The organism is Rubrobacter tropicus (assembly GCF_011492945.1).
Taxonomy (GTDB): domain Bacteria; phylum Actinomycetota; class Rubrobacteria; order Rubrobacterales; family Rubrobacteraceae; genus Rubrobacter_D; species Rubrobacter_D tropicus.
The window spans coordinates 2,972,176-2,995,319 of record NZ_CP045119.1; the positions used below are offsets into that span (position 1 = coordinate 2,972,176).

21 protein-coding genes and 3 pseudogenes are annotated in these 23,144 nt (G+C 65.3%); 12 read left to right on the forward strand and 12 right to left on the reverse strand.

Features of this window, described 5'->3' with window-relative positions:
• Positions 1–52 precede the first annotated feature (52 nt).
• The 3 genes from GBA63_RS14990 to GBA63_RS14995 form a co-directional block, all read right to left on the reverse strand.
• Positions 53–778: a DMT family transporter gene (locus GBA63_RS14990; protein WP_266096323.1), complete on the reverse strand. Its 726-nt coding sequence runs from the start codon at positions 776–778 to the stop codon at positions 53–55.
• A 168-nt stretch (positions 779–946) separates the two neighbouring features.
• Positions 947–1,555 carry a hypothetical protein gene (locus GBA63_RS23310; protein WP_207956817.1) on the reverse strand — a complete coding sequence of 203 codons (609 nt, stop codon included), beginning with the start codon at positions 1,553–1,555 and terminating at the stop codon, positions 947–949.
• Positions 1,480–2,565 (reverse strand): glycoside hydrolase family 99-like domain-containing protein, encoded by a 1,086-nt coding sequence (locus GBA63_RS14995; protein WP_207956818.1) that lies wholly within the window; start codon positions 2,563–2,565, stop codon positions 1,480–1,482. Before GBA63_RS14995 ends, GBA63_RS23310 begins: the two co-directional genes overlap by 76 nt.
• Before the next feature lie 232 nt (positions 2,566–2,797).
• Here GBA63_RS14995 and GBA63_RS15000 point away from each other — a divergent pair, with 232 nt between their 5' ends.
• Positions 2,798–3,595 carry a hypothetical protein gene (locus tag GBA63_RS15000; RefSeq protein ID WP_166177334.1) on the forward strand — a complete coding sequence of 266 codons (798 nt, stop codon included), beginning with the start codon at positions 2,798–2,800 and terminating at the stop codon, positions 3,593–3,595.
• Positions 3,596–3,691: 96 nt separating this feature from the next.
• Here the strand turns inward: GBA63_RS15000 and GBA63_RS15005 are convergent, their stop codons facing one another.
• Both GBA63_RS15005 and GBA63_RS15010 read right to left on the reverse strand, forming a co-directional pair.
• Positions 3,692–4,651 carry a sulfotransferase family protein gene (locus tag GBA63_RS15005; RefSeq protein WP_166177336.1) on the reverse strand — a complete coding sequence of 320 codons (960 nt, stop codon included), beginning with the start codon at positions 4,649–4,651 and terminating at the stop codon, positions 3,692–3,694.
• A complete protein-coding gene (locus tag GBA63_RS15010) occupies positions 4,638–5,621 on the reverse strand; it encodes a hypothetical protein (RefSeq protein ID WP_166177338.1) in 984 nt (327 codons plus the stop codon). Before GBA63_RS15010 ends, GBA63_RS15005 begins: the two co-directional genes overlap by 14 nt.
• Before the next feature lie 159 nt (positions 5,622–5,780).
• On the opposite strand from GBA63_RS15010, the gene GBA63_RS15015 reads away from it, so the two are divergent.
• The 4 genes and pseudogenes from GBA63_RS15015 to GBA63_RS24455 form a co-directional block, all read left to right on the forward strand.
• Positions 5,781–7,340: a prenyltransferase/squalene oxidase repeat-containing protein gene (locus GBA63_RS15015; protein ID WP_166177341.1), complete on the forward strand. Its 1,560-nt coding sequence runs from the start codon at positions 5,781–5,783 to the stop codon at positions 7,338–7,340.
• 239 nt (positions 7,341–7,579) lie between these two features.
• Positions 7,580–9,202: pseudogene (locus GBA63_RS15020) on the forward strand (ATP-binding protein); the annotation flags it as partial.
• A 40-nt stretch (positions 9,203–9,242) separates the two neighbouring features.
• Positions 9,243–9,287 (forward strand): annotated as a pseudogene (locus GBA63_RS24450) (hypothetical protein); the annotation flags it as partial.
• Positions 9,288–9,505: 218 nt separating this feature from the next.
• A pseudogene (locus GBA63_RS24455) lies at positions 9,506–9,766 on the forward strand (Hpt domain-containing protein); the annotation flags it as partial.
• A gap of 166 nt (positions 9,767–9,932) precedes the next feature.
• Here GBA63_RS24455 and GBA63_RS15025 read toward each other — a convergent pair.
• The 4 genes from GBA63_RS15025 to GBA63_RS15040 all read right to left on the reverse strand — a co-directional run bounded on the left by GBA63_RS15025 (position 9,933) and on the right by GBA63_RS15040 (position 14,227).
• Positions 9,933–11,474: a sulfatase-like hydrolase/transferase gene (locus tag GBA63_RS15025; RefSeq protein ID WP_323127046.1), complete on the reverse strand. Its 1,542-nt coding sequence runs from the start codon at positions 11,472–11,474 to the stop codon at positions 9,933–9,935.
• A gap of 255 nt (positions 11,475–11,729) precedes the next feature.
• Positions 11,730–12,152: a BLUF domain-containing protein gene (locus GBA63_RS15030; protein ID WP_228282585.1), complete on the reverse strand. Its 423-nt coding sequence runs from the start codon at positions 12,150–12,152 to the stop codon at positions 11,730–11,732.
• A gap of 13 nt (positions 12,153–12,165) precedes the next feature.
• Positions 12,166–12,561 (reverse strand): hypothetical protein, encoded by a 396-nt coding sequence (locus GBA63_RS15035; protein ID WP_166177349.1) that lies wholly within the window; start codon positions 12,559–12,561, stop codon positions 12,166–12,168.
• Positions 12,562–12,808: 247 nt separating this feature from the next.
• Entirely contained in the window at positions 12,809–14,227 is a 1,419-nt protein-coding gene (locus tag GBA63_RS15040; RefSeq protein ID WP_207956820.1) for a sugar porter family MFS transporter, read from the reverse strand.
• A 224-nt stretch (positions 14,228–14,451) separates the two neighbouring features.
• Here GBA63_RS15040 and GBA63_RS15045 point away from each other — a divergent pair, with 224 nt between their 5' ends.
• The 3 genes from GBA63_RS15045 (at position 14,452) to GBA63_RS15055 (ending at position 15,559) form a co-directional block, all read left to right on the forward strand.
• Positions 14,452–14,706: a TMEM175 family protein gene (locus GBA63_RS15045; protein WP_166177351.1), complete on the forward strand. Its 255-nt coding sequence runs from the start codon at positions 14,452–14,454 to the stop codon at positions 14,704–14,706.
• Between the two features lie 119 nt (positions 14,707–14,825).
• Positions 14,826–15,059 (forward strand): hypothetical protein, encoded by a 234-nt coding sequence (locus GBA63_RS15050; RefSeq protein WP_166177353.1) that lies wholly within the window; start codon positions 14,826–14,828, stop codon positions 15,057–15,059.
• A gap of 233 nt (positions 15,060–15,292) precedes the next feature.
• On the forward strand, positions 15,293–15,559 hold the full coding sequence (locus GBA63_RS15055) for a hypothetical protein (RefSeq protein WP_166177355.1): 267 nt from the start codon (positions 15,293–15,295) through the stop codon (positions 15,557–15,559).
• Positions 15,560–15,949: 390 nt separating this feature from the next.
• Here GBA63_RS15055 and GBA63_RS24050 read toward each other — a convergent pair whose 3' ends face one another.
• Both GBA63_RS24050 and GBA63_RS15065 read right to left on the reverse strand, forming a co-directional pair.
• Positions 15,950–17,521 carry a putative bifunctional diguanylate cyclase/phosphodiesterase gene (locus GBA63_RS24050; RefSeq protein ID WP_166177357.1) on the reverse strand — a complete coding sequence of 524 codons (1,572 nt, stop codon included), beginning with the start codon at positions 17,519–17,521 and terminating at the stop codon, positions 15,950–15,952.
• Complete coding sequence (locus GBA63_RS15065) at positions 17,518–19,209, reverse strand: PAS domain-containing protein (RefSeq protein ID WP_166177359.1); 1,692 nt, start codon at positions 19,207–19,209, stop codon at positions 17,518–17,520. The genes GBA63_RS24050 and GBA63_RS15065 overlap by 4 nt, the downstream gene beginning before the upstream one ends.
• 684 nt (positions 19,210–19,893) lie before the next feature.
• Between GBA63_RS15065 and GBA63_RS15070 the strand changes: the two genes are divergently transcribed.
• The 3 genes from GBA63_RS15070 (at position 19,894) to GBA63_RS15080 (ending at position 22,416) form a co-directional block, all read left to right on the forward strand.
• Positions 19,894–20,487: a hypothetical protein gene (locus GBA63_RS15070; protein WP_166177361.1), complete on the forward strand. Its 594-nt coding sequence runs from the start codon at positions 19,894–19,896 to the stop codon at positions 20,485–20,487.
• Positions 20,488–20,743: 256 nt separating this feature from the next.
• A complete protein-coding gene (locus GBA63_RS15075; protein ID WP_166177363.1) occupies positions 20,744–21,553 on the forward strand; it encodes a PDDEXK family nuclease in 810 nt (269 codons plus the stop codon).
• Positions 21,554–21,651: 98 nt separating this feature from the next.
• Entirely contained in the window at positions 21,652–22,416 is a 765-nt protein-coding gene (locus GBA63_RS15080) for an O-antigen ligase family protein (RefSeq protein WP_166177365.1), read from the forward strand.
• 100 nt (positions 22,417–22,516) lie between these two features.
• Here GBA63_RS15080 and GBA63_RS15085 read toward each other — a convergent pair whose 3' ends face one another.
• Positions 22,517–22,750 (reverse strand): hypothetical protein, encoded by a 234-nt coding sequence (locus GBA63_RS15085; protein ID WP_166177367.1) that lies wholly within the window; start codon positions 22,748–22,750, stop codon positions 22,517–22,519.
• A gap of 38 nt (positions 22,751–22,788) precedes the next feature.
• Between GBA63_RS15085 and GBA63_RS15090 the strand changes: the two genes are divergently transcribed.
• A complete protein-coding gene (locus GBA63_RS15090) occupies positions 22,789–23,142 on the forward strand; it encodes a type II toxin-antitoxin system Phd/YefM family antitoxin (RefSeq protein WP_166177369.1) in 354 nt (117 codons plus the stop codon).
• The last annotated feature ends 2 nt before the right edge of the window (positions 23,143–23,144 follow it).

Below are 23,144 nucleotides of genomic sequence, written 5' to 3' on the forward strand. Positions count from 1 at the left end.
AAGCTGAAAGCTGACGGCTGAAAGCCAATAGCTCGGTTCGCTATCCGAACCGCTAACGCCGGGCCAGGTAGATCCCGAGCAGGATCACGGCCCCGCCGATTATCTTGTTCCATCCCAACGTCTCGCCGAAAAAGACGACCCCCGAGGTGACGCCGACCAGGGTGATGAGGTACTGGTAGACGAGAACCCTGTTGGCCCCGACGCGGCTGATACCCCTCTGCCACGCGGCGAAGGCGAAGGCCGTGGCGAACACGGCCGCGTAACCCACGGCCAAAAGCGGCCAGACCCCGACTTCCCCCCATCTCATACCGACGAGTTGCGGCGACGAGAGCAGCAGGAGCATGGGGGTTCCGAAGAGTACCGGGTACGTTGCCACCGCAAGCGGCGAGTGGCGCTCCAGAAGCGGCATGGAGAGCACGGCGTAAGCCCCGACGCACACCGCCGCCATCAGGACGAGGCCGTCGCCCAAAAGGTTCGTGTTTCCCGATCCCAGCCCTTCCGAGACGATGGCGGCGACCCCGGCGACGGAGAGGCCCACGCCGAGGACGTTCCTCGTCGTCGGCCGTTCGAGGCCGAGCAGGGAGCCGAGCAGGAGCCCCCAGACGGGGGCCGTGGCGAAGATCAGGCCCGTGCTGGCCGCGCCGGCGAGGCTGACCCCGAAGGTGAACCCGGTCTGGGCGGTCGCCACCCCGAAGCACCCGAGCGCGGCCATGGGCAGCAGATCCTTTTTCGAGAGCCGGCTCTTCGGCTCGAGGAGGCGCAGCACGCAGTAAAGCAGCCCTCCCCCACCGCGAAACGTATGCCCACGAGCACGAGCGGCGGGATGGAATCCGCGGCGTACTTGGTCGCGGCGAAGTTGAGGCCCAGAAGACGGCGGCGAAGACCAGCGCGACCTCGGTGACGACGGCCCCGCGGTCCATCCCTGGGGCTTCGGAGTCCAAGCGGGCTACTGGTCTTCTTTTTTGCCCGGCTTTTTGGCCCAGGCGCGGAACTCGCGGAGCACGTCCTGGAGGTGGTCGGCGGAGGTCTTGGACTGGGGCCGGCGCAGGACGGTGTCGAGGGTCTTTCCCACCTTCTCGCCGGCCCTGTAGCGGCTGGACCTAAGGAGGGCCTGGATGCCGTCGTCGAGCTGGCGCATCCAGGTCGTCAGGCGCTCCGCGTCGACGAGGGGCTGGTTGGCGGAGATCCTGGCGAGCCTCTCCTCCGTCCTGGCCGTCCTGCGCTGCAGCTCCGCGTACCGCCGCTCCAGAAGCCCGTTCTCGTGGCGTAAAGTGTTGTGTTCCCGGAGCAACTCCTCGTAGCGCTGCTCGGACTTTTGCAACAGCGGCGAGCGCTCCTCGAACGCGAGCTGCTCGTTGTAGCGGCGCTGGAGGTCCTCGTACTTGGCGAGCAACAGCCGGTTGCGCTCCTCGGCCGACGCGGGTTCGGGGGCCTCGCGGTTCGGGGCGTTCCGTAGTGGCACGCGGGCGCCGGCCTTCTTCAGGGCGCTCCTGGTCGCTTCGAGGTAGGCGCGACCGTGTTCGAGGTCGGGCTCGAGGTAGGTGCCCTCGCCCACTCGTTCCAGGCGTTGACGAAGACCAGCTGCTCTTCGGGGTCGTAGGCGGAGGCGGTCTTGCGGACCACGCCTTCGAGCCAGGCCCCGTAGAGCTCGGGGGTGGAGTTACGGATCATGCGGGCCCCGGTCGCCTTCCAGCGGGCCGTGTTGTCCCAGTGGGGTACGACGCAGGGGAACCGTTTGTGGTCGGGCCATGGGCGTTCGAGGTGGTTCGCGACGAGCTGGCGGTACTCGAAGATCTGGTTCTTCTCGTAGACCTCGCCGGGCTCCCTGACGCGCTGGATCATGGTCTCCACCGCGTGCGGCCAGAACTCCACCGACGCGTCGCAGCCGAACTCGGCCGGGTCCCTGAAGTCCCCGAAGGAATCGACCTTGCAGATGAAGGGCTCGGCCACCCCGGCCTTGCTCGCCTCCTCCCGCCACAACGCGAAGGTCCGCTTCGGGTCGGGGATGGAGGCGGTCCAGTAGATCAGGAACAGGGGGCGTCCGTTTACCTTTATGTACCGCTCGTCCTGGAACGCTTCGAGGAGGTAGCGGATGTGCTCCCTGTCGTCCTCCTCGCTGTAGTCCATCTCCTGGAGGCGGCCCTCCAGGCTGTGGTCCCGCTTCCAGGTCCAGCGGTGGTTGGCCCAGCACAGGCAGAACGGAAAGTCGGGCTCGCCGGTCCTCAAGACCTCCTCGAACGGGCGCTCAAGCAGCCGCCGGCCGTCGAACCAGTAGTGGTAGTAGACGAAGCCGTGCAGGCCGTGCGCCCGGGCCAGGTCCGCCTGGGCCTGGCGCACCTCGGGCAGCCTCAGGTCGTAGAAGCCGAGGTCGGCCGGGAGGCGGGGCTGGTAGTGGCCGGGGAACAGCGGCCTGGCGCGGACGACGTTCGCCCACTCCGTGTAGCCCTCGCCCCAGAAGGCGTTGTTCTCCGGGGTCGGGTGGAACTGCGGCAAGTAGAAGGCGAGCAGCCGCGGCGAGACCCCGCGCGCCGATCCCTCCGCCGGTCTCTGCGCCGGTCCGTCCATCTACGAATTCCCTCTCTTCTTGCCTAACGGGGACACAGCGCGCAAGTGTATCAGCACGTGCCCTTCGGGCACTTTCAGCCCGCTCCGGCTTCGCCTCCGCTCTCAGCGCGCTTCGGCCTGCTACGAGCAGGCCTCGCTTTCAGCTTGTCGGCTTTTTGGCGCTTCGGCGAACTGCTCTATACTCTCATGCGGTCTAACAGGACGCTTCTGACACACCGATGGAGGTAATCCGATGCGCGGTTCGGACGTGGATCTTCCCGCCAAAGCCTGGGACCCGGTCTGCGTGACCGGCATGCACGGCTCCGGCGGGCCGATGGTGGCCCAACTGCTGTACCGGCTCGGCCTCGACCTCGGCGACGCGCCGCTGGTAGCAGGCCCGGCCGACCCCGAGACGCCCTGGAGCAGCGAGGCCTTCGTCCGCGTCAACGAAGGCATCCTCAGGGCCCGGGGCGGCGATTGGGACGTGCCCCCCGCGCCGGGACGGGGGCAGGAAGAGGGGATCGGGGCCTTGCGGCGAGAGGCGGAGAGCCTTATCGGGGGGTTCTGGGGACGGGAGCCTTGGGGCTGGGAGGACCCGAGGAGCAGCCTGACGCTTCCCTTCTGGTTGGATCTCGTGCCGGAGATGAAGGTCGTGGTGTGCGTCCGGAACCCCCTGGAGGCCGCCGACGCGCTGCGCGAGCAGGGCGTAACGTCGCTCGCCTTCGGCCTCAACCTGTGGAAGGCGTACAACGAGCGGCTGCTCGAAGCCCTCCCCGAAGGAAGGTACGTCGTGACCCACCACGACGCCTACCTCTACAGGCCGCAGGCCGAGATCCGGCGGGTCCTCGACTCCCTCGGCATGACCGCCTCCGACCAGCTCATCTCCCTCGTCCGCTCGAGGGTGGTGCGGCGGTCCCGCTACCGCTTCTTCTCGCTGGAAGAGCTCGAAAGCTTCGACCGCACCGGCCGCCTGAAGGAGCTCTACCTGCAAACGTGCGACGCGGCCGAATGGAACCCCGACCCCACCTCCTCCCCCGTCTTGGCACGATAACTACCCGCGCCATCAGCTATCAGCCCGCTGCGGCCTGCTCCGCAGGCCTCCGCTCTCAGCGGTCAGCTCTTTTTGCCCTTGCTGATAGCCCCGATCTCAGGAGTAGCCGAAGTCTTTCAGGTTTACGCCGATAAGTTCAGAGGTGATCGCGTTGCTCTCGACGTAGCGGTCGCCGACCTCCTGGTCCACGAAGTCCCGCCAGCGGGCCTCGTGCTTTTTGAGCAGGTCCGCCGGCGCCACCTCGTCGAAGCGCCTGCACGCTTTGTGGAGGGTTTTGTTGATCCCCGGGCGCTCGAAGAGCGGCGCCGGGTTGAGGGCGTCCCTGACGAGGAAGCGGTTGGCCCTGCGCTTCAGCGCGAGCGAGAGGGCCGAGGGTGAGATGTTCGACCGGCTCGACGGCGGTTCCGCGTCGGGCAGCCCCAGGAGGCCCGTTATGTTGCCCAGAAATTCCGCGGGCCGCGTTCGGAGAAGTTCGTACGGCTGCGCGAGGACGTTCTCGGCGCCGAAGAGGCTCTTGTAGTAGCCGATCAGGTGCTGGTACTCGAAGAAGTCGTAGCGGAAGACCGGAACGCGCCCCTCGCCCGACACGGCGTTCAGAAACTGCCAGAAAGACGCGGCCCCGCCCCACCTGAGGTACTGCTTGTAGACGGACAGGATCATGCTCCGCTGCTCGCGGATCGTGACGAGGATCCGGGCGTCGGGGAACGCGGCGGCCAGGCGGTCGGCGGTGGCCTTGCTGTCGTGCCCGCCGGCGTAGGGACTACCCGAGAGGCGTTCGTGGGAGAAGACCGGGACGAGGCCCCGCTCCCCGGCCTCCTTCATGCTCCGCCGAAACCTCAGGCGCACGCGCGAGGGGTCGAAGCCGAAGGAGTTTATCCCCACGAACCAGAACCGCACGGGCAGGGGCCCGGCGACGAGGGAGAACCCGATCTCCTCGTCGATGAACACGTTCTTCTGTAGCCAGGTGGTGCCGGTCTTGTGGTAGCCGATATGCACGAGCGGCCGCACGGGCCAGCCGGTCTCTCCGGGATGCGTGGGTCGGTCAGGGTCCGTCATCAGGCCGGGATTCTAAACTAGCGGAAGCCGACGAACCAGGGGACCGGGGCCCGGACCGTTCCGCGAAGCCTTCGACCTCCGGGAGCACGGGGCGCCAGAGGCCTGTCAGGGGGTCGACGCGGCCGAGGCCGACGGTGCCCGCTCGCCTGCCCTCATCGACTATCCTGGCCTTCGCCTCTTCCGGCAATCTCTCGTACTCGACCTCGGGCACTCTGCGCGTTACGAGGTGGTCGTAGAGGATCTCGCGCAGCTGGTTTTGACCGACTTCGGGCGTGGGGTTGAGCGTGAAGTACAGGTCTTCCCAGCCCGTCGCCACGAGCGGCACGTCGAAGAGCTGGGGCTGCTCGAAGCCCACGAAGAAGCTCAGGTCCGGCACCGGCACCCCGTAGTACGCCTCGATGAGCGTTCCGCGGTCGGGCACCTCTGCGTTCTTTCGGAACGATTCGACGGCCAGGCCGGCTATGTTCTGGTAGGGGCCGTCCGCGAAGAGGCCGAAGAGCAGGAGCGGCCCCTCCCCTTCAGCGGTGGCGGCCATGATCTCGTCGCACGCCTCGACCATCGGGCGGTACTCGGGCGCGGCAAGCGCCCGCCGGTAGTCGCCGTAGAAGCGCACCCGGACCCCGCGCCGGAACAGCTCCTGGTAGACCTCGTCCGTCCCTATGCGGAGCAGCCCACCCAGCGCGTGACGGGCGTACTCCTCGCCGCGCCTGAGGTTCAACTCCCCGAAGCTCGGGGCGAGGATCGCGGCGACGCCGTGGTCGAGGACCATCCGGTAAAACTCCGCCTGACGGCGCACGAGCGTGGAAAGGTAGTCCTCGCGGCGCGCGCCCCTGTGGCCGAGGAACCACCGCCGCGTCCCGTTGAACGGCCACCCGGCGACCAGGGGCCCTGGGTGGTCGGCAACCCACCCGGCCACGCGCTCCGTGGGCCAATCGAGAAACTCCGGCAGGCCCGAAGGCGGGCTAGGCATCTCTCCACTCCAAACTTTCTACCTCGGTTCCGGCGGGTCTCCCTGACCGGCCAAGACTAGATGGCGTCCGGGGCGAATACAAGCGTCTATCGGGCACTGTTTCAGACGCGCGGGTACAATCCTGCCACTGGGCTACGGGCAAGAGGGGGCCAGTCACCCATGACGGAGCAGTACAGGCGAGAGCTCGGGCTCAGCCCTAACGACAACGGAGATCGGGGCGTGGTACCCGAAGACGAACGCCGGGCCGTTGCGCGGCTGATCGAGCGCGGCCTCTCCCGGCCCCTGCAGGCGACGGACTACGACACGTCCTGGGCCCTTCGCCTCTCGAACGCCAACGGCACCCCCGCGTACCCGCGCCTGCTCGGGCCGCTGCTGGACCGCCAGCGCGAAGACGGGAGCTGGGGGGGTCAGATACACCACGGCCACGACCGCCTGCTCACCACGCTCGCGGTCGTAATAGCCATATCCGGCCTTGCCGACCCCAGGGCCGAGGAGTCCCGCGACGCGGGCGTGCTCTACCTCCGCCGGCATTCCGAAGACCTCGACCCCGAAACCGACAGAACCATAGGGTTCGAGCTGATCTTCCCCGCCCTCCTCGAGGAGGCGGCCGAGATCGGCCTGGACCTGCCCCTCGCCGCCCCGCGGCATCTCGAACGGGAACGCGAGGCAAAGCTGAATCTCCTGCCGAAGGACGGCATCTTAACCTCCCACACGACCGCCCTGTTCTCCCTGGAGGCCTTCCGCCCGAACCTGGACGTGGAAGAAGCCGCGGGGCTCTTGCTAGACAACGGGTCGATGGCGAACTCACCGTCGGCCACGGCCTGCCTTCTGGGCCAGATCCCCGACTGGCGGGACAGGCTGCCGCGGAGCGCGGCCTACCTGGACGCCCTCCTCGCGCCCCCGGCCTCCGGCCTCCCCGCCGCCCACCCGTGCGACGTGTTCGTCCGGGCCTGGACTTTGTATTACATGCAACACGGCGGCCTCTTCGAGGCAAACAGGGACCTGCTCGAACCGTACCTGGAGCATCTCTGGGGCAGCGTCTGGCCGAAGGGCGTCGGGTTCGCCTCGACGAGCGGTTTCGTGGACTCGGACGACACCGCCATGACGATGCTGGTCCTGCACCGCGCGGGTTACGAGGTGGACGGAAGCCTGCTGCTCGCCTTCGAAGAAGACCGCTGGTTCTCGGTGCACAAGCACGAGAGCAACCCTTCGGTAAGCGCGAACCTGCACATCCTGGAGGCGTCGCCGGTAATCCCCGAGAAAGACCGGGGGCGCGTGAGGGAGAAGATCCTGGCCCACCTCTTCGCCATCCGGCGGGGTGGCGCCTACTGGCGGGACAAGTGGCACGCCTCGGTCTACTATCCGACCACCAGGGCACTCGCCATCCTCTCCCGGTACGAGCGGTCGCGGCTTGAGCCGACCGTGGAGTGGCTACTCGCCAACCAGCGTTCGGACGGCTCGTGGGGCGAACATATGCCGACGACCGAGGAGACGTCGCTGGTGCTGCTCTCTTTGCTCCAGTACCACAGGACCGCGCGGCCCGTCCCCAAGGAACCGATGCGCCGGGCGGCGGCCTACCTTTTAGCCGCGGACGGGCCTACGGATCGGGGTTTCCCCGAGTTGTGGATAGGCAAGTCCCTCTACGCGCCGATCTTCGTCATCGAGGCCGTCAGGCTCTCCGCGCTTACGCTCTACAAAGACACCTTCGGAGAAGCGTAATGGGCTGGCTGCTCAAAGTAGGCAGCCAGGACCCAGACCTGCGCCAGAAAGGCCGCATACTCGCGATCATCCTCTGGGGAATGGTGATCACCGCGATCGGCCTCGCCGTGTTCAACCTGGTCAGGCAAGAGTTCGTCTACAACTTCTCCAACGCCCTTTCCATAGCGATACTCCTTCTCCTGCTGCTGGCGAACCGGCTCGGGTACGTGCTGCCGGCCGGGATGGTCGCGATGCTGATCATGACCATCGGCCCGTTCGTCTTGTTCGACAAGAGCGCGACCGAGGCGACCTACGTCATCCTGGCTTTCCCGATCTTTATAGCGGGCTTCCTGATAGCCCCCTGGGCCAGCCTCGCGGTCGTCGCCGTGATAGGCGCGATCTACGTGGTAACCGGGGTGGCGGCCCTGATCTCCTACATCCCGCTCCTGGTCTTCTTTATCTTCGCCGTGATCGTCTACCTCTTCGCCCAGAGCGTCCGCCAGGCCGAGTTCAAGTACCGCTCGATCTTCGAGAACGCGACCGACGGTATCTACCAGTCCACGCCCGACGGACGCCTCACCACGGTCAACCCGGCGATGGCCCGCATCTTCGGCTACGACTCGCCGGACGAGATGATCCAGGCCGTCTCCCACATCGGCCGCGAACTCTACGCGGACCCGTCGGAGCGCCAGAAGACCCTCAACCGGGTCGCGGAGGAGGGCACGGTCTCTAACGTGGAGAGCGTGGGGAGGCGCAGGGGCGGCGAGGAGGTCTGGCTCTCCTGGAGCGCCCGCGCGATCCGGGGCGCCGACGGCCGGATCGAGGGCTACGAGGGAACGGTCGAGGACATAACGGAGCGGAAGCGCGCCGAGGCCGAGCTGCGCAACGCCCAGACCGCGGCCGAGGCGGCGAACCGGGCCAAGAGCGAGTTTCTGGCGAACATGTCCCACGAGATCCGCACCCCCATGAACGGCGTCATAGGCATGACGGGTCTCCTCCTCGATACCGACCTCACGCCCGAACAACAGGGCTACGCAAGGACCGTCCGCTCTTCGGGCGAGGTGCTTCTGGCCCTCCTCGACGACATCCTCGACTTCTCCAAGATCGAAGCCGGCGAGACCCGCATAGAGCGCCTGGACTTCGGCCCGCACGAGGTAGTAAACGAGGCGGTCGCCCCCTTCGAACGCAAGGCCAAGGAGAAGGGCCTCGTGTTTAGCTACCGGATCTCCGAGGACGTCCCGGCCCTGCTCGAAGGCGACCCCCTGCGCATCAGGCAGGTACTAACGAACCTGCTCGACAACGCCCTGAAGTTTACGCACGAGGGCGGGGTCTCCCTGAAGGTCGAGAGGACAGACACCGCGGACGACGCGGCGACTATCCGCTTCGAGGTCTCGGACACCGGAATCGGCATGACCGAGGAGCAGAGGGGCAGACTCTTCCGCTCGTTCTCCCAGGCTGACGCCTCGACGACGCGGCGCTACGGGGGCACGGGCCTGGGCCTCGCCATAAGCAAGCGCCTGGTCGAGCTCATGGGGGGCGAGATAGGCGTACAGAGCGAGCCCGGCGCCGGCAGCACCTTCCACTTCTCGCTGCCCCTCGGTCTTTTGGAGGAGGCGGTCTCGCCGCGTCCCGTCACCAAGACGGTGCCCCCACCGGAACAGAACGGCCTCACGAACCACGAGGGCCAGCGCCTGCTCGTTGCCGAGGACACGATGGTGAACCAGATCGTCGCGGTCGAGCTCCTCAAGAGGCGCGGTTACGAGGTGGACGTGGTGGAGAACGGGTCGGAGGCCGTCGAGGCCGCCGCCCGGACCCGGTACGCGGCGATCCTCATGGACATCCAGATGCCGGGCATGGACGGCTACGAGGCGACGGCGGAGATCCGGCGCAAAGAGCCCCGGGCCGCAGGACCCCATCGTCGCGATCACGGCCCACGCCCTCCACGGCGACCGCGAGAAGGCCATCGAGGCCGGCATGGACGACTATATCTCCAAGCCCATCAGGCCGGAGGAACTCGACCGGATACTCGACACCTGGCTCTCCCCCACCCCCACGCCCACCGGTCACCACCGCACGAAGCCCCCTCCCCTCCACGGCCCGAAGGTTCCCTCGACGGGGAGATCCTCGCCGACCTGCGCACCATCCAACGCGAGGGCGGGGGCGAGATCGTCACCGAACTCCTGCGGGCTTTCTTCGACGAGACCCCACCCCTCATGGAGACGCTCCACGGGGCCGCCAGAGAAGCCGACGCCCCCACCCTCAAACGCGCCGCCCACGCCATTAACGGGATCGCCCGGGCCGTCGGCGCGAGACGGATGTCCGAAATCTGCATGGAACTCGAAAACCTCGCCGACGAGGGAGACTTCTCCCGTATACCCGACCAACTGGAAGAGTTGGAGAGCGAACAGAGCCGGGTCAACGCCCTCCTCGCAAAGGGACTGGCTTAGAGGTTTCAGGCATCAGGTTTCAGGTATCAGGGGATTCGGAGAATGCTTCCTGCGTTTCCGACGCTCATGGTCGAGACTGAACCGCCTCTTCCATGCGTATCAAGACGCACACACGTACAAGAACCCATGTCAGTCCAACACCCACCTGAAACCTGATGCCTGATGTTTACCCGTATTCGGGCAACGGTCCTCCGGCATCCCTCAGCACGTAGCCTTCGTACATCCTTTTGACGACGTCGGGGTTGTTGGCGGCTATGTTCCGGTTCATCTTTGGATCTTTCTCGAGGTCGAAGAGCTTGGCGTCGGAGCCGTCGTCGGCGGAGAACATGGCGTAGCGGTCGTCGCGGGCCCAGACGTGGTCGTGGTAGCCGAGGGTGAAGTGGGGGCGCGGCTCGGGCTCGCCGCCGCTGAAGAAGGTGGTCAGGTTCTGGCCGGTCATCTGTTCCGGGGGTTCGATGCCGAGGTGGCCGAGGATAGTCGGGGCGACGTCGTGGGTGGAGGCGAAGTAGTCGCTGGTCTGGCCGGCGGAGCGGCCTTCTGGGTGCCGGATCATGAACGGCACGTCCGTCGTCTCCGGGTAGAGGGCGTAGTGGGGCTTGCCGACGAGGCCGTGCTCGCCCAGGATCATGCCGTGGTCCGATAGCAGCAGAACGAGCGTGTCCTCGAAGAGGTTCAGCTCCTCCATCTTGTCCATGAACCGCCCGAGCCAGCGGTCCATCATCGTCAGCTCGCCGGCGTAAAGGGCGTTCATCCGGTCGAGCTGCGCCTCCGTCAGGTAGTCGCTCGGGCCGTAGACCGGCGCGTAGGGCTCGGGACCGTCGTGCCCCTCGGAGTACATGTTGGTGTACTTCTCCGGCGGGTCCCAGGGGGCGTGCGGGTCGTAGACGTCGATCGTCAGGAAGAAAGGTCCGACGTCCCTGGCCGACTCCAGGAACTCGGAGGCGCGGTTGAAGACCCGCGGGGCGAACCAGTCTTCCTCGTCGCGGCGGTCGGCCGTGTTGGCGAAGTACTGGGCGAAGTACTGCTCGCCGCCCGTTCCGGAGTCGGGGTTGGCTATAAAGGCGCCGTTCAGCCTCTCGGGGGGGCAGGTCCATATCGGGCGGTACTTGTCCGTGGTCTGGCCGCGGAAGAAGTCCCAGACGTCGAATCCCCGGTGCATGTTGTAGGCGGGCTTGTACTGCTGGAGGTTGTCCGAGACGAAGAGGTTGAGGTAGCCGTTCTGCTTGAGGACCTCGGCCAGGGTTACCTGATCCAGGGGAATAGGCTGCCACCCCCGAAGTGAGATGTTCTCCCCCTCCGGCGGGTCCCAGTTCCTAAAAGGCCAGGTGCGCGTTCCGGTATGGATGGCCCTCCTGGCGCAGATGGTGGGCGTCGACTCGGGATAGGCCCGCGTAAACCGCAGGCTCTCCCCCGCCAAAGCGTCAAGGTTCGGCGTCCGTATCCAGCCGTTGCCGTAGGCCCCGATGTGGTCCTTACGCAAGGTGTCGACGACGATCAGGACGACGTTCTGCCCCCCGTCGACGCCGCCTGGTCTCCGCGGCGGTTCCCTCTGCACGCCCTGCTCCGTGCTGCAGGCGTTCGCGCCGAGCAGGGCCATCCCGGCCGTGCCGACCCCCGCCGCTTTCAGGAAGTCTCGTCTGGTAAACGTGCGCCGCAGGGCTACCCCTTTCAGATCTCGGAGAGTCTTCGACGCACGCGAGGATATCAGAACGGGCGGGGAAGGGACCGAGAGGCCCCGCCCCCGGAACGGACGCGCTCGCCGGTTAGAAAAGGAACTTCTTCCCGCGATCGGCCGACGCCGAGATCCTCTCGTAGAAAACCCTGTCGACACCCGGCCCGCAACCCGCGGAGTCCGGCAGGTCGTCTTCGCCACGTGGTGGCTGCGTCCTCGGGTGCGGCCCTTGCATCCTGACATTCGCCGGGCGGCTCACGACGAGCTTCGCCGTAGGTGGGATCTAACAGGTCACATCGTCTTCTTGAACGTGAGCAGGAGCTTTTGGGCGCGGGAGGGCTCCCCGGCGAACTCTTCGCCCGTCAGGGGGGAGTTCAAGAACTCGCTGTAGCCGGGGATGGACTGGGTCTCCGGCGAGTGGAGGTCGCGGAAGCCCATCGACCAGTCGGGGAATTGCCGCGATTCGGTGAAGCCTTGCTGCAGGGTGATCTCACCCTTGTGACGGGGATCTGCCGCGATCTTGTCGTATAGCGCGCGGACGGCCCCCTCTTCTCCTTCGAGGACCTGCATGAAGTTGCCGTCCTTGTAGAGCAGCATCCCCGTGATCCCGGCCCGCGCGTTGTTGTCGCGGCTCGTCGCCAGAAGATCGGCCAGGTCCGACCGCGAAAAGGGCCTGGCGGCGGAGCTCACGTAAACGAGAAAGAACAACGACACCCCCAAAGAACGCTCATCGAGAGGGCGGTTTGAACAGGTCCGAGTACGCGCCGAGCGATTGCTGGACCACCTGCTGGAAGGCTTGCTGCTGGGCTTGCGCCTGCTCCATCCACTGCCGCGACATCTGCTGGAACGTCTGCTGCTGTTTCTGGGCCAGATCCATCCACTGCTCGGAGGCCTGCTGGAAGGCCTGCCCCGTCGCATTCTGCCCCTCCCGCTGCGGCTGCTGGGAGACGTAGAAAGGCGGAGTATTCAGCAGTTGGACGTAGCTGCTCATCTGCTCCTGCATCAGCTGCTGAAAGGTCTGCTGCTGCCTCAGGAGCTGGTCGCCCATGGACTGCATGGAGGCCATCCACCTGCGGGCCACCTCCTCCGCCGCCTGCTCTCCCCTGCTCACGCTATCGCTCACTTGCCCTTCCTTGTCGTTTGGCGTTCCGTGCCACGAGACTACGATATTCCCATCCCGGGACGACCCCGAAACCAAGAGGTTGACCCTGATCCGCCCACGCCCTGTAGGGCTTCAGGAGATGGCCGAGTGAAAGGGCGGGCCCGGCAGGATTCGAACCTGAGACACACGGCAGCGGAAACCTTCTGCGCTATCTCGTGATTGATCCGTACCCTTACCCCCCGCCCGAAAGCGTCCGTCTTACAGTAGGTTAGCTGGTCACCTCGCCGGTTTGCGCGGAGGAGGCGCCGGCTCTCTCTCGCAGGTCGGCTTCGATCTTCTCCAGAGTGCGACCCTTGGTCTCAGGCATAAGGAAGTACACGAAGGCGAGCGCGCCGATGGAGATAACGCCATAGCCCCAGAACACGGTGGTCTCCCCGACGGCGCTTATAAGGGGCAGGAACGTGAGCGAGACTAGGAGGTTGGAGCTCCAGTGCAGGATGGTGCACACGCTCATGGCCGAGCCGCGAACCTTCAGCGGGAATATCTCCGGCAACACCACCCAGAGCACCACGCCGAAGCTGACCGCGAAGGATGCTATATACAGGATCAAGCCGGCGAACGTAACATAGGCGACCGCTCCCGCGAGGCCCGGCAGCAGGTAACCGAAGCCCAGAATCGCCAGGCTGAGAATTATGCCGGTGAGCCCGACCAGGAGGAGCGGCTTGCGCCCCACCCGGTCTATGATCAGGAGCGACACGGCGGTGAAGATCACGTTCACGATACCGACTCCCAGCGTGGCCAGGATGGAGACCGAGGCGTCGAGACCCGTGGCCTCCATGATGGTCGGGGCGTAGTAGATAATGGTGTTAATGCCCACCAACTGCTGGAGCATGGCAAGCCCTATACCGACGACCAGCATCGGCCGGATCCAGGGCTTCGCCAGCTCGCCGAAGCCGGCTTCCTCGCGGCGCTCGGCCTCCTCCATCTCCTCCATCTCGGTGTTTATCTCTTCCTCGGAATCGCGGGCGCGCTGGAGGACTGCGCGGGCTTCATCGTAGCGATGCTGGCCGACGAGCCAGCGAGGGCTGTCAGGGAGCAGCAGCATCCCGACGCCCAAGACCACCGCCGGAACGGCCCCCAGGCCAAGCATCCAGCGCCACGCCTCGGCCCCGGCCAGCGCGTAGCTGACCAGGTAGGCCAACACGATGCCGAGGGTGATCGCCAACTGGAAGAGCGCCGCCAGGGTACCGCGGATCGGAGGCGGGGCGATCTCGGCGATGTACATCGGCACGATAACGGTGGACGCCCCGACGGCGAGTCCCAGCACGACCCGCGCGGCGATCAAGATCTCCACGTTCGGCGCGAACGCCGAGCCGAGCGCCCCTGCTATGAAAACGAGGGCACCCACTATTGCCATCTTGCGCCGCCCGAAGCGGTCGGCCAGGGGTCCGGTCCCCCCGGCACCGATTATCGTACCGACCAGGATCGCGCTTACCACCACGCTTTGCAGGAAAGGCGAAAGTCCGAGGTCCTCCCGGATGAACAACAGCGCGCCCGAGATGATGCCCGTGTCAAAGCCGAAGAGTAGCCCACCGAGCGCGGCGACCCCCGCGGCGATGTACACGAACCTGTTGTAACCTGCCAACGAAGAGAACATTACGAAGAGTCCCCCATTCCTGTTACCCATTCGGCCCGACTTTATTGCATTCCCCGTGCAAGTGATCGCGTGGCTTCCTATCAGGATAGGAGTATTTCACATACTCGGGTGTACCGCTCGGCAGGTTGAGAGCCTTGCGCAGTTGCGATGGGGTACGACGTCCTACTAGTGGTTCCTCCTGATCCCGCCACCGGCCCACCTTGCCTTGGACTGCCTGGCACCGCACATGAAACTCGGGCAGAGGGAGCAGGGCGATGAGCGCAACGGGGAACGAGGGTAGGGAATCCAGCAGGGAATTAAGTCGCATAGTCAACTTCAGCGACGGGGTCTTCGCCATCGTCATCACCTTGCTCGTTCTGAGCATACAGGTCCCCGAGATACCGTCGGCATTGGTTGCCCAGGGGCTTCCGAGCCGCTTACTCGCCTTGGGACCGAAGGTTCTCAGCTACGTGATGAGCTTCCTGGTGGTGGCCGTCTACTGGATGGCCCATCACAGGGTCGGCCGATAAGGGCTACGACCCAACGCCGCTGTGGCTGAACTTCGTGTTCCTGATGACCATCTCGTTCCCGCGGTTCCCGACCTCGCTGCTCGGCGAGTGCGGGGACCAGCAGCTCCCGGTGGTGCTCGGTGGCAAGCCTGCTGCTGACGCTGATCTCGTGGTACGCCACGAACAGGAGCCACCTAACGGGCCCGGATCTGGACGAGAGGGCCGTAAGGCAGGGGCGGGTACAGGGGTTGGCGGTGCCGGCGGTCTTCCTGCTCTCCATCGCCGTCTCGTTTTTCAGCGTGGCAGCGGCCATGTACTCCTGGCTACTCCTGCTGGTAGTCGGTCCCCTCCTCCGGCGAATATGGTCTCGTTAGACCAGTCACCACGATGACCAGGAGCGGAAAGGTCCAGAAGCCGTTGCCAGTCTCCCGAAGAAACGAATCGTCCATCTCTAGGCCGGGCGACTATCACACGCTCGACGCCTACTACCGGGGCGAGTACACGGCAGGCATGGCGGGTGAGTAGGGCTTTTCGCACCGCGCGGGTCCTCGTAGGTTAAGATCAGACCCACGACCCAGAAGCGAGAACGAAGGAGTCGAGGACCGAGATGAGCGAGCGACCGTCCTTCTGGCAGCGCATCTTCGGCCGCGAGGGGGGCACTTCCCTCTCCCAGAGGCAGCAGCGGGTTCTCGAGTACATCATCGAGCGCATGGACAAGGGTGGCGCGCCTCTGCAGGAGGTGCTCCAGGAAGACTACGTGCTCCGCAACTGCTCCAGGACAGAGGTCCGACAGATCTTGAGCAACCCGGCGTTCGTCCAGGCCGCGAGGGAACGGCTCGGGGAGTCTTTCAGGTCGGAGGAGTTCAGGATCTAGGCGCCCGTCGACGCCCGGCCCCGCCCCGATGGAACAGGCCCACAAGCGGGGGTAATACCTCTACAGGAATATTCCATGGCCGTTTCCCCAAAAGGGGAACGTTTTCGGGTTTAGCGCGAAGCATCGTTCTGGCAACTACTTCTTCAACCAGTCCGCCATCGAAGCGAGAGAACCCCCAGAGAAAGGAAGCCGAATATCGGGGCCTGCTCAGTCGTTTTGGTGTGCCACCGATACGGGCTAGTGGCAGTTTCGGAGGGCGGGCCCGGCAGGATTCGAACCTGTGGCACACGGCCCCGGAAACCTTCCGCGCTACCTACGGATGGAGCGAAGAGCCCATTCCTATGCGGTTCCTCAAGCATCGTCCGTGCGCCATTTCGTCGGTATTTGCTGTCAACTACTGTCGGAAAGACCGTCGAGGTTGCCCCGGTGCGCGACACCCCGGTACGCGGAGTTCAGGAACTCTAATGCCCCCTCGGGGGGCAGCGGCCTGGAGAAGTGGTAGCCCTGGCCGAAGTCGCAGCCCATCTCCCTTAGCAGCGTCTCCTGCACATCAACCTCCACGCCCTCGGCCACCACCTCCATCCCTAAGATGTGGGCCAGGTCGACGACCGTCTGCACGATGGCCGTGTCCTCCGCCTCCAGCCCGAGGCCCTTCGTGAAGGACTTGTCCACCTTGAGGATGTCCGCCGGCAGGCGCTTCAGGTAGGAGAGGGAGGAGTAGCCGCTGCCGAAGTCGTCCAGCGAGACGCGCACCCCAAGGGCCTTGATCCGATCCAGGGCGGCGGTGTTGGCATCCATGGCACCAATGTAGACGGTCTCGGTGATGTCCAGCCCAAGCGACGAGGCGGAGAGGCCGCTTTCTTCGAGGGCCCGCCGTATCACGTCCTGCAGGTCGGGACGCCTCAACTGCCTGCCGGAGAGGTTCACCGACACGGCCAGCGGGGGGGTGCGGGGTAGCTCCCTCTGCCACACTACGGCCCGGCGGCAGGCCTCCTCTAGCACCAGCTCGCCCATGGGCACCACCAGCCCGCTCTCCTCGGCCACCGGCACGAACTCGTCCGGGTCCAGCAGGCCCCGCTCCGGGTGGTCCCACCTCACCAGCGCCTCCATCCCCCACAGCTCCCCGGTCTGGAGGTTGACTATGGGCTGGTAGTGGACGGCGAACTCATCCTCCTCCACGGCCCGCCTCAGGTCGTTCTCGAGCTCCAGACGCCCCAACGCCCGTTGATGCATTGCCGGGTCGAACATCTCGTATCCCCCGCCCGCCTCCTTGGCCCGGTACATGGCCGTGTCGGCGTCCCTGAGGAGGTCCTCCGGGGTCTTGGTGCGGGCGTCTCCCATAGCTATTCCTGTGCTGACCCGGGCGTAGAGCTCCCGCCCGTCCAGCCGAAACGGGCTCCTGAACCCGTCTGCGATCCTCTCGGCGACCCGCACCGCCTCGTCGGCGGCCTCCACGTCCTGCAGCAGCACGACGAACTCGTCGCCCCCGAAGCGGGCCAGGGTGTCCTCCGGCCTGAGGCTCCTCCCGAGACGCTGGGCGACGACCGTGAGGAGCAGGTCCCCGGCATCGTGGCCCAGGGAGTCGTTGACGCCCTTGAAGTTGTCCAGGTCCATGAACAGCACCGCCACCTTGAGGCCCTTTTGCCTCCTGGTCTTGCCGAGCGCGTGACCGAGGCGGTCCACGAAAAGGCCGCGGTTGGGCAGGCCGGTGAGGGGGTCGTGGAGCGCCTGGTGCCTCAGGCGGTCCTCCAGGGCCCTGCGCTCGGTGACCTCCTGGAACTGGGAGACGAAGTGGTGCGGGTTGCCGTCGGCGTCCCGCACGAGCGAGACGTTGAGCATCGCCCACACCACCCGCCCGTCCGAGCGGACGTAGCGCTTCTCCAGGGTGTACTTCGAGCCCCCCTCCTCGAAGAGCCGCTCCATGCGGGCCCGGCTCTTCTCCAGGTCCTCGGGGTGGGTCACGTCGGGGTGGTCATGGAGAGCAGCTCCTCCTCGGAGTAGCCGAGCATCTCGCAGAGGGCGGGGTTGACCCTGAGGTAGCGCCTGTCGGCCTCGGGAGAGGAGGAAGGCAGGCCAACGAGGGCCACGCCGATGGGGGCGTCCTCGAAGGTGCCCCTGAAGCGCTCCTCGCTCTCCCTGAGCGCCCGCTCGGCGTCCTTGCGCTCGGTGATGTCGGTGAGGATGCCCTGCACGAACAGGGGCTCGCCCCCCTCGCCCCGCACGAGGACGGTCTCCTCCCTCACCCACACCGCCCTCCCGTCCTTGGCCAGCAGCCGGTACTCCTCGTCGACCGGCTCGCCGTCCCTGTCGAAGCGCTCGTCGGAGCGGAGGACCCGCTCCCGGTCTTCCGGGTGCAGGCGCTCGCGCCACAGCCTGCCGGCCATCCACTCCTCCGGGGCGTAGCCGAGCATTCCCTCCACCTGGGGGCTCACGTAGACGGGCTCCTCCGAACCCTCGGCCCGATCCACGAAGGTGACGGCGGGGATGCGCTCGACGAGCGTGCGGTAACGCTCCTCGGCCTCCCGCAGGGCCTCCTCGGCCGCCTTGCGCTCGGTGACGTCCCGCACGGCGGTGACGCGCACGCTGCGGCCCCGGTAGGAGTAAGCCCTCCCCCGGACCTCGAGGTCGATGCGCGTGCCGTCCTTCCTGACCCCTACGAGATCGTAGGGGTCCTCGGAACCCGAGGCGATCTTCCGGCGCGCCAGGTCCCGGTGCTCGGGGACCACGAACTCCAGCGCGGATCTGCCGACCGGCTCCGCCAGGGCGTACCCGAACATTTCGGTCAGCGCGCGGTTGGCTTCCAAGATCACGCCCCCGTCGGCTATGAGGAGGCCCTCGAAGGCCGCGTCGGCCAGGCCCCGGAGCCGCTCCTCGGCTTCCCTGAGCCTTTCCTCCGCCTCCCTGTGCTCGGTGATGTCGTACACGAGCCCCTCCAGGGCGACCACCTCGCCGCCCTCACCGTAGACGCCCTGCCCGTACTCGCGCACGTGCCTGATCCGGCCGTCACTGCGGCGGATGGCGTACCTCAGCTCGAAGCCGCGGCCTTCGGCGATCGCCTCCTGGACCCCGTCCCAGACCCTCTGGCGGTCCTCCTCGACTATGAGGTCGCCTAGCTGGACCTTGCCCCCGACAAGCAGGTCCTCGGGCGGGTAGCCGGTCAGTTCCAGGGCGTAGTCGCTGGCGTACTCGTTGGGCCAGCCGGGCTCGTTGAGGCAGCGGTAGGCGTAGGCGTGGGCGTTGGAGATCACCGACGCCAGGCGCCGCTCGCCCTCCCTTGCAGCCTCCTCGGCCTCCCTACGCCCCGTGACGTCCCTGACGTTTACGACGATCCCGCGCACCTGCGGGTCGTCGAGCAGGTAAGTGCCCACGCTCTCCACCCACCTCCACGAGCCGTCGGCGTGCCGGAAGCGGTACTCCGCCACGTTGCTAACCACGCTCTCCTCGGCGAGGGCCCTCTCGGTCGCCTCCAGCACGCGGGGCAGGTCGTCGGGGTGGACGTGGTCCAGCACGTTCATGGTGCCCACCGTCTCCGCGGAATCGTAGCCGAGAACCTTCTCGAAGGCGGGGCTGGCGTAGCGCAGCGTGCCGTCCGGGTCCACGACCTTTACGATCTCCGAGGCGTTCTTTAGTGCGGAGCGCAGCCACAACACGTCTTCTCCCGGCCGCCCCCCGTTGGCATGCGTGGGTTCGTGATCGCCGCTCCGGGCACCGCTATGCAGCTCGTTCCGGTCGTGATCCGAGGGATCCACGTCCTCCTCCCGCTTCCGTCCCCGATAACGGGGACGAGTATACCGTCCCATGATCGCGGAGCGCTACCCACGCGATTCGGGCAACCCTTGGCGGGTTTTAAGCACGAGCTGGACCTGCGATCGGCCCAAGGTGGGGACTGCAATCAACCGCCGGGGGGACCAGCGGGGTTGCCACGAGCTACAGGCTTGAAAGGTACACGCTCGACCATACTGCTCGGAACCCCTCGGTGGCACAAGAAACACGGACCCGGAAACCGTGCCGACGGCCCCCCATCTCCCCTCGACGCCGATAAATAGGCCCTTTCCTTCCCATCGAGTTTGAACGATACTTACGGTGATTGGCTGCCGCAACTGTCAGAATCACTGTCAGCGTGGGCTGGCTCATCGGGGAGGATTCGACGCTACGGGGGTGATGCCGTGGGGAGAGTTGGGGGCAAGCAGGCAAGGTGGTGTGGTCGCTGTCAGCGGCTGCTGAACGCCCCTCAGCATGCCGAGAACGGCGCGGGCTACCACCCACCGTGCCCCCGGCAGGCGGAAGCAAGGCTCAGAACGGCCCTGAGAGGTTGTGTTAGAGGAGGTTGATCGGTGGAGAGTCAACACGAGAGGCTGAACGCCCTTTACTCCGAGGCTACCCAGGTGCTCCTGGACTGCACGGGCAACCTGGAGGCTGCTGAGGAGTTGGTGGATGGCATTCCCGACAGGCGCGCGGCCCTGGAGAGGCGTCTCGCCCCGTTGCTGAAGCGCCGCGACGAAGCGTACGAAGAGCTTGAGCGCGTGAGACTGAAACGTTACTCCGAAGACGACTACGACTACGTGAGCCCGGAGGAGAGGGTGGCCGAAGACACTTATCAGCGGGCGCGCTCGGACGCCTACCACGCCAGCATGGGAACTGGGGGCGACGACTTCGACTTGGAGAATCGCAAGGCGGTCGCCCGCCAGTTGGCGTCGCTGGTGCGCGAGGACTCCGAGCGCAGGCTGGAGGCCATAGCCAAGCGCGGCGGAGATCCCGAGCTTAGAAAGTACGTCGCCGGGTGCAAGGACGAGGTTTTCAGGTCCACCTACCGCCTCATGCGCAGGTTCGCGGAGGCGAGAAGCCTTCTGCACGAGGAAGTGAGGACGACCCGTGCCGAGGCCAATAACATCTTCGACCGGCTCAAGAACCCTCCGGTCGAACAGTAACTAGCAGGCCGTAGGCAAAAGGCCCGGCGCGGGGAGAATGGGAGAACGCGCTGGGCGTCTCGCCCACACTACTGCACGAGCCTCGCGTCCACAACGACAGTTTTCGCTCACCGTCACGATAATGGGTTACTCTTCTGTTTGAGTATGCATCGCTGTAGCAGAGTCATACAAGAAAGTCTCGGCAGGTAGTTTGAGGCCCCTTGAAACGAACTATCGAGGATGCCGCTTTCGAAGCAGGTTGGAGGCCCGTTGGGCGGTGTTCTTCGATGCCCTCGGGATCAACTGGTGGTACGAGCCGGAAGGGTTCGCTCTCCGGTTCGATTACGAGAATTTTGCCGCCGAGTGGGACATGGCGGAAGACGAGCTTCTGGAGTGGCGCGTTCCCCAAACTTTCGAGCATCTTGATGGTAAGGAGTACTGGTACTTGCCTGACTTCTACCTCCCGGAATTGAACTTTTGGGTCGAGATCAAAGGCCCCAACCCGACCAGGGAGGAGATAGAAAGGGCATTCATTCTCAGCAGTATGGCTAGCGATGCGGGAAGGACGAAGATGCGAGAGGCGGAAACGGAAGCCGAGCGGTCGAGCGCCTTCGAAGACTTTCTGCAACAGGGCGTGTTCATAATCTATGGGGACATCCCTTGGCCGTTCCCTCGGGAGGGGAACATTTTTGGGTTCGGTGCTAGGCATCATTCGGGCAGCGACTTTTTCGACGAGCCCATTCCGTATTCCTACGGAGCGGAAGAGTTTGAAAGGAAGGAAAACGAGTTTCGGGGCCTGCTCATGGGACAACGCAAGTTGTGCTGGCAGGAGTGCCCATTGTGCTCGAAGGTTGGCGTGGGGGTGCTCGGCGAGCCCTACTGCAGGTCTTGCCACGACCGCGTGGCAGGGCACATATGGACTCATCTCACGGAGTACCGGGGCGTGAGCGATGCGGGGAGAACTGAAGCGACCAAGGGCTTGCTGAACTCCGGGTTCTTCGCGTCGGGGCACAAGTCACCGAAACTACGGGAAGCTTACAGCGCGGCAAGATCGGCTCGGTTCGAGCACGGGCAATCCCCTGAGTAGTTAACCTGCGCATTTCCTACACGTTCTGATCATCGCGCCGTGCATCCGAACCTCCCAGAAAGCATACTCTACGCAGTTCGGTGAATAGGGGGAGATAGGTGCCGCAGTTCTTGGGCAGGGCGCAGGATTGGTTCGTGGCACGCGGCAGGGGACAGAAGGCCGGCATCATCGTGCTCGCCTTCATCGTTGTACTCGTCGCCAGCCGCGTGTTGGCCAGTATGGCCATGCTGGCGTTCTTCGCTGGCGTGGTCGTCATGATCGTCCAGTTGTTTCGCCGGAGGCCGGTCAAGAAGTCGGCCGTAGCCGCCGTCGGGTCGCTGGCTATGGTGATCTTGTTCTCCAGCATCGCCGGGGCAATCTACGGCCCTCAGAACTGGCAGGGCGGCCGGGCGGAGACGGCCGAGAAGCGGGCGGCGGAGCCATCACCGCCGCAGCCCGAGAAGACGCAGCCGGAGAAGGCGCAGCCCCCACCACCGAAGGAACCGGCCGAGAAGCCCGAGGCGAACAGACAGCCGGAACCAGACCCTACAGAGCATCTAGTAACTGCCGTCGAGTACCACCAGTTGGGCGCATCGGAAGATGACTCATCGGAAGGTGACTACCTTGATGAGCACATCCTGAAAGGTGGACTCAAAGACTGTATCGACGCCAAGTACAAGGACATGTACGGCGGAGATGCGTGGGGTGAAGTCATACGAGGGTACAGAACTGAGGCTGACTCTCCCTACGGGATGGATGCACCTGAAGTGCTGATGATAGAAGAGGGCGCAGGCTGTACCGTCCAAGAAGGTATTGACCAGCTAGGAAACTGGACTGACTGGGAATGGCGACAGGCAAACAAACATTTCAAGGACGGACTCTAGGATCCCCCTTGCTCTTGTCTGACGCCCTATGCCTCCCAGAATTCGGCGCGGATGACCTCATCGCGCATACGGAAGATGGGCCGTATCGTGCGGCCCATTCTCACACGCCGACGCAGGCACGGCAGGTTCCCCGGTACACCTCCTTCACCAGCGCCCGGCGCACGGCAAGCTCGCGCGGGTTCATAAACCCGTCGCACTCGTCGCAGCGGACCGTGACGGGGCCGGGGACGATCCAGACCCGCTGGGCGAGGAGTGCATAGCAGGGGTCGCACACCGGGAAGGTCTCCAGCGCTGAGATGATGACCGACGAGGCTGCCAGTGGCAAGATCGTCATTACCGAAGTTTGCATGTTTTGTACAAAAGTGTCAAAATATGCCGAAGACCGGCATCGGGATCGAGAACGACAGCGAATCAATCCTGATGACAATTATCACTGCGGCGATGAAGGAGACGATGGCGATGGCCGAGCGAATTACGGCAAGCGAGGCGAGGAAGGACTTCAGGGGTACCCTCAACCGGGTGGTGCGTAACAACGAGCGTTTGGTCGTCACGCGGCACCACGACGACGAGGTTGCCATGATCCCCATCGAGGATCTGCGCCGTTTCGAGATGCTGGAGCGTCAGATGGAGGACGCCATAGACGCCGAGGCCGCCCGGTGGATTCTTGCCGATCCCGACGAGGGTCGCGAGTCCTGGGAGGACGTAAAGAAGGATCTCGGCCTCTAGGG

Bases quoted from the DNA above. Each gene is read 5' to 3' on its own strand.
- GBA63_RS14995 (WP_207956818.1), bottom strand. From the start codon at position 2,565: ATGGACGGACCGGCGCAGAGACCGGCGGAGGGATCGGCGCGCGGGGTC.
- GBA63_RS15000 (WP_166177334.1), top strand. From the start codon at position 2,798: ATGCGCGGTTCGGACGTGGATCTTCCCGCCAAAGCCTGGGACCCGGTC.
- GBA63_RS15005 (WP_166177336.1), bottom strand. From the start codon at position 4,651: ATGACGGACCCTGACCGACCCACGCATCCCGGAGAGACCGGCTGGCCC.
- GBA63_RS15010 (WP_166177338.1), bottom strand. From the start codon at position 5,621: ATGCCTAGCCCGCCTTCGGGCCTGCCGGAGTTTCTCGATTGGCCCACG.
- GBA63_RS15015 (WP_166177341.1), top strand. From the start codon at position 5,781: ATGACGGAGCAGTACAGGCGAGAGCTCGGGCTCAGCCCTAACGACAAC.
- GBA63_RS15040 (WP_207956820.1), bottom strand. From the start codon at position 14,227: ATGGGTAACAGGAATGGGGGACTCTTCGTAATGTTCTCTTCGTTGGCA.
- GBA63_RS15045 (WP_166177351.1), top strand. From the start codon at position 14,452: ATGAGCGCAACGGGGAACGAGGGTAGGGAATCCAGCAGGGAATTAAGT.
- GBA63_RS15055 (WP_166177355.1), top strand. From the start codon at position 15,293: ATGAGCGAGCGACCGTCCTTCTGGCAGCGCATCTTCGGCCGCGAGGGG.
- GBA63_RS15085 (WP_166177367.1), bottom strand. From the start codon at position 22,750: ATGACGATCTTGCCACTGGCAGCCTCGTCGGTCATCATCTCAGCGCTG.
- GBA63_RS15090 (WP_166177369.1), top strand. From the start codon at position 22,789: ATGCCGAAGACCGGCATCGGGATCGAGAACGACAGCGAATCAATCCTG.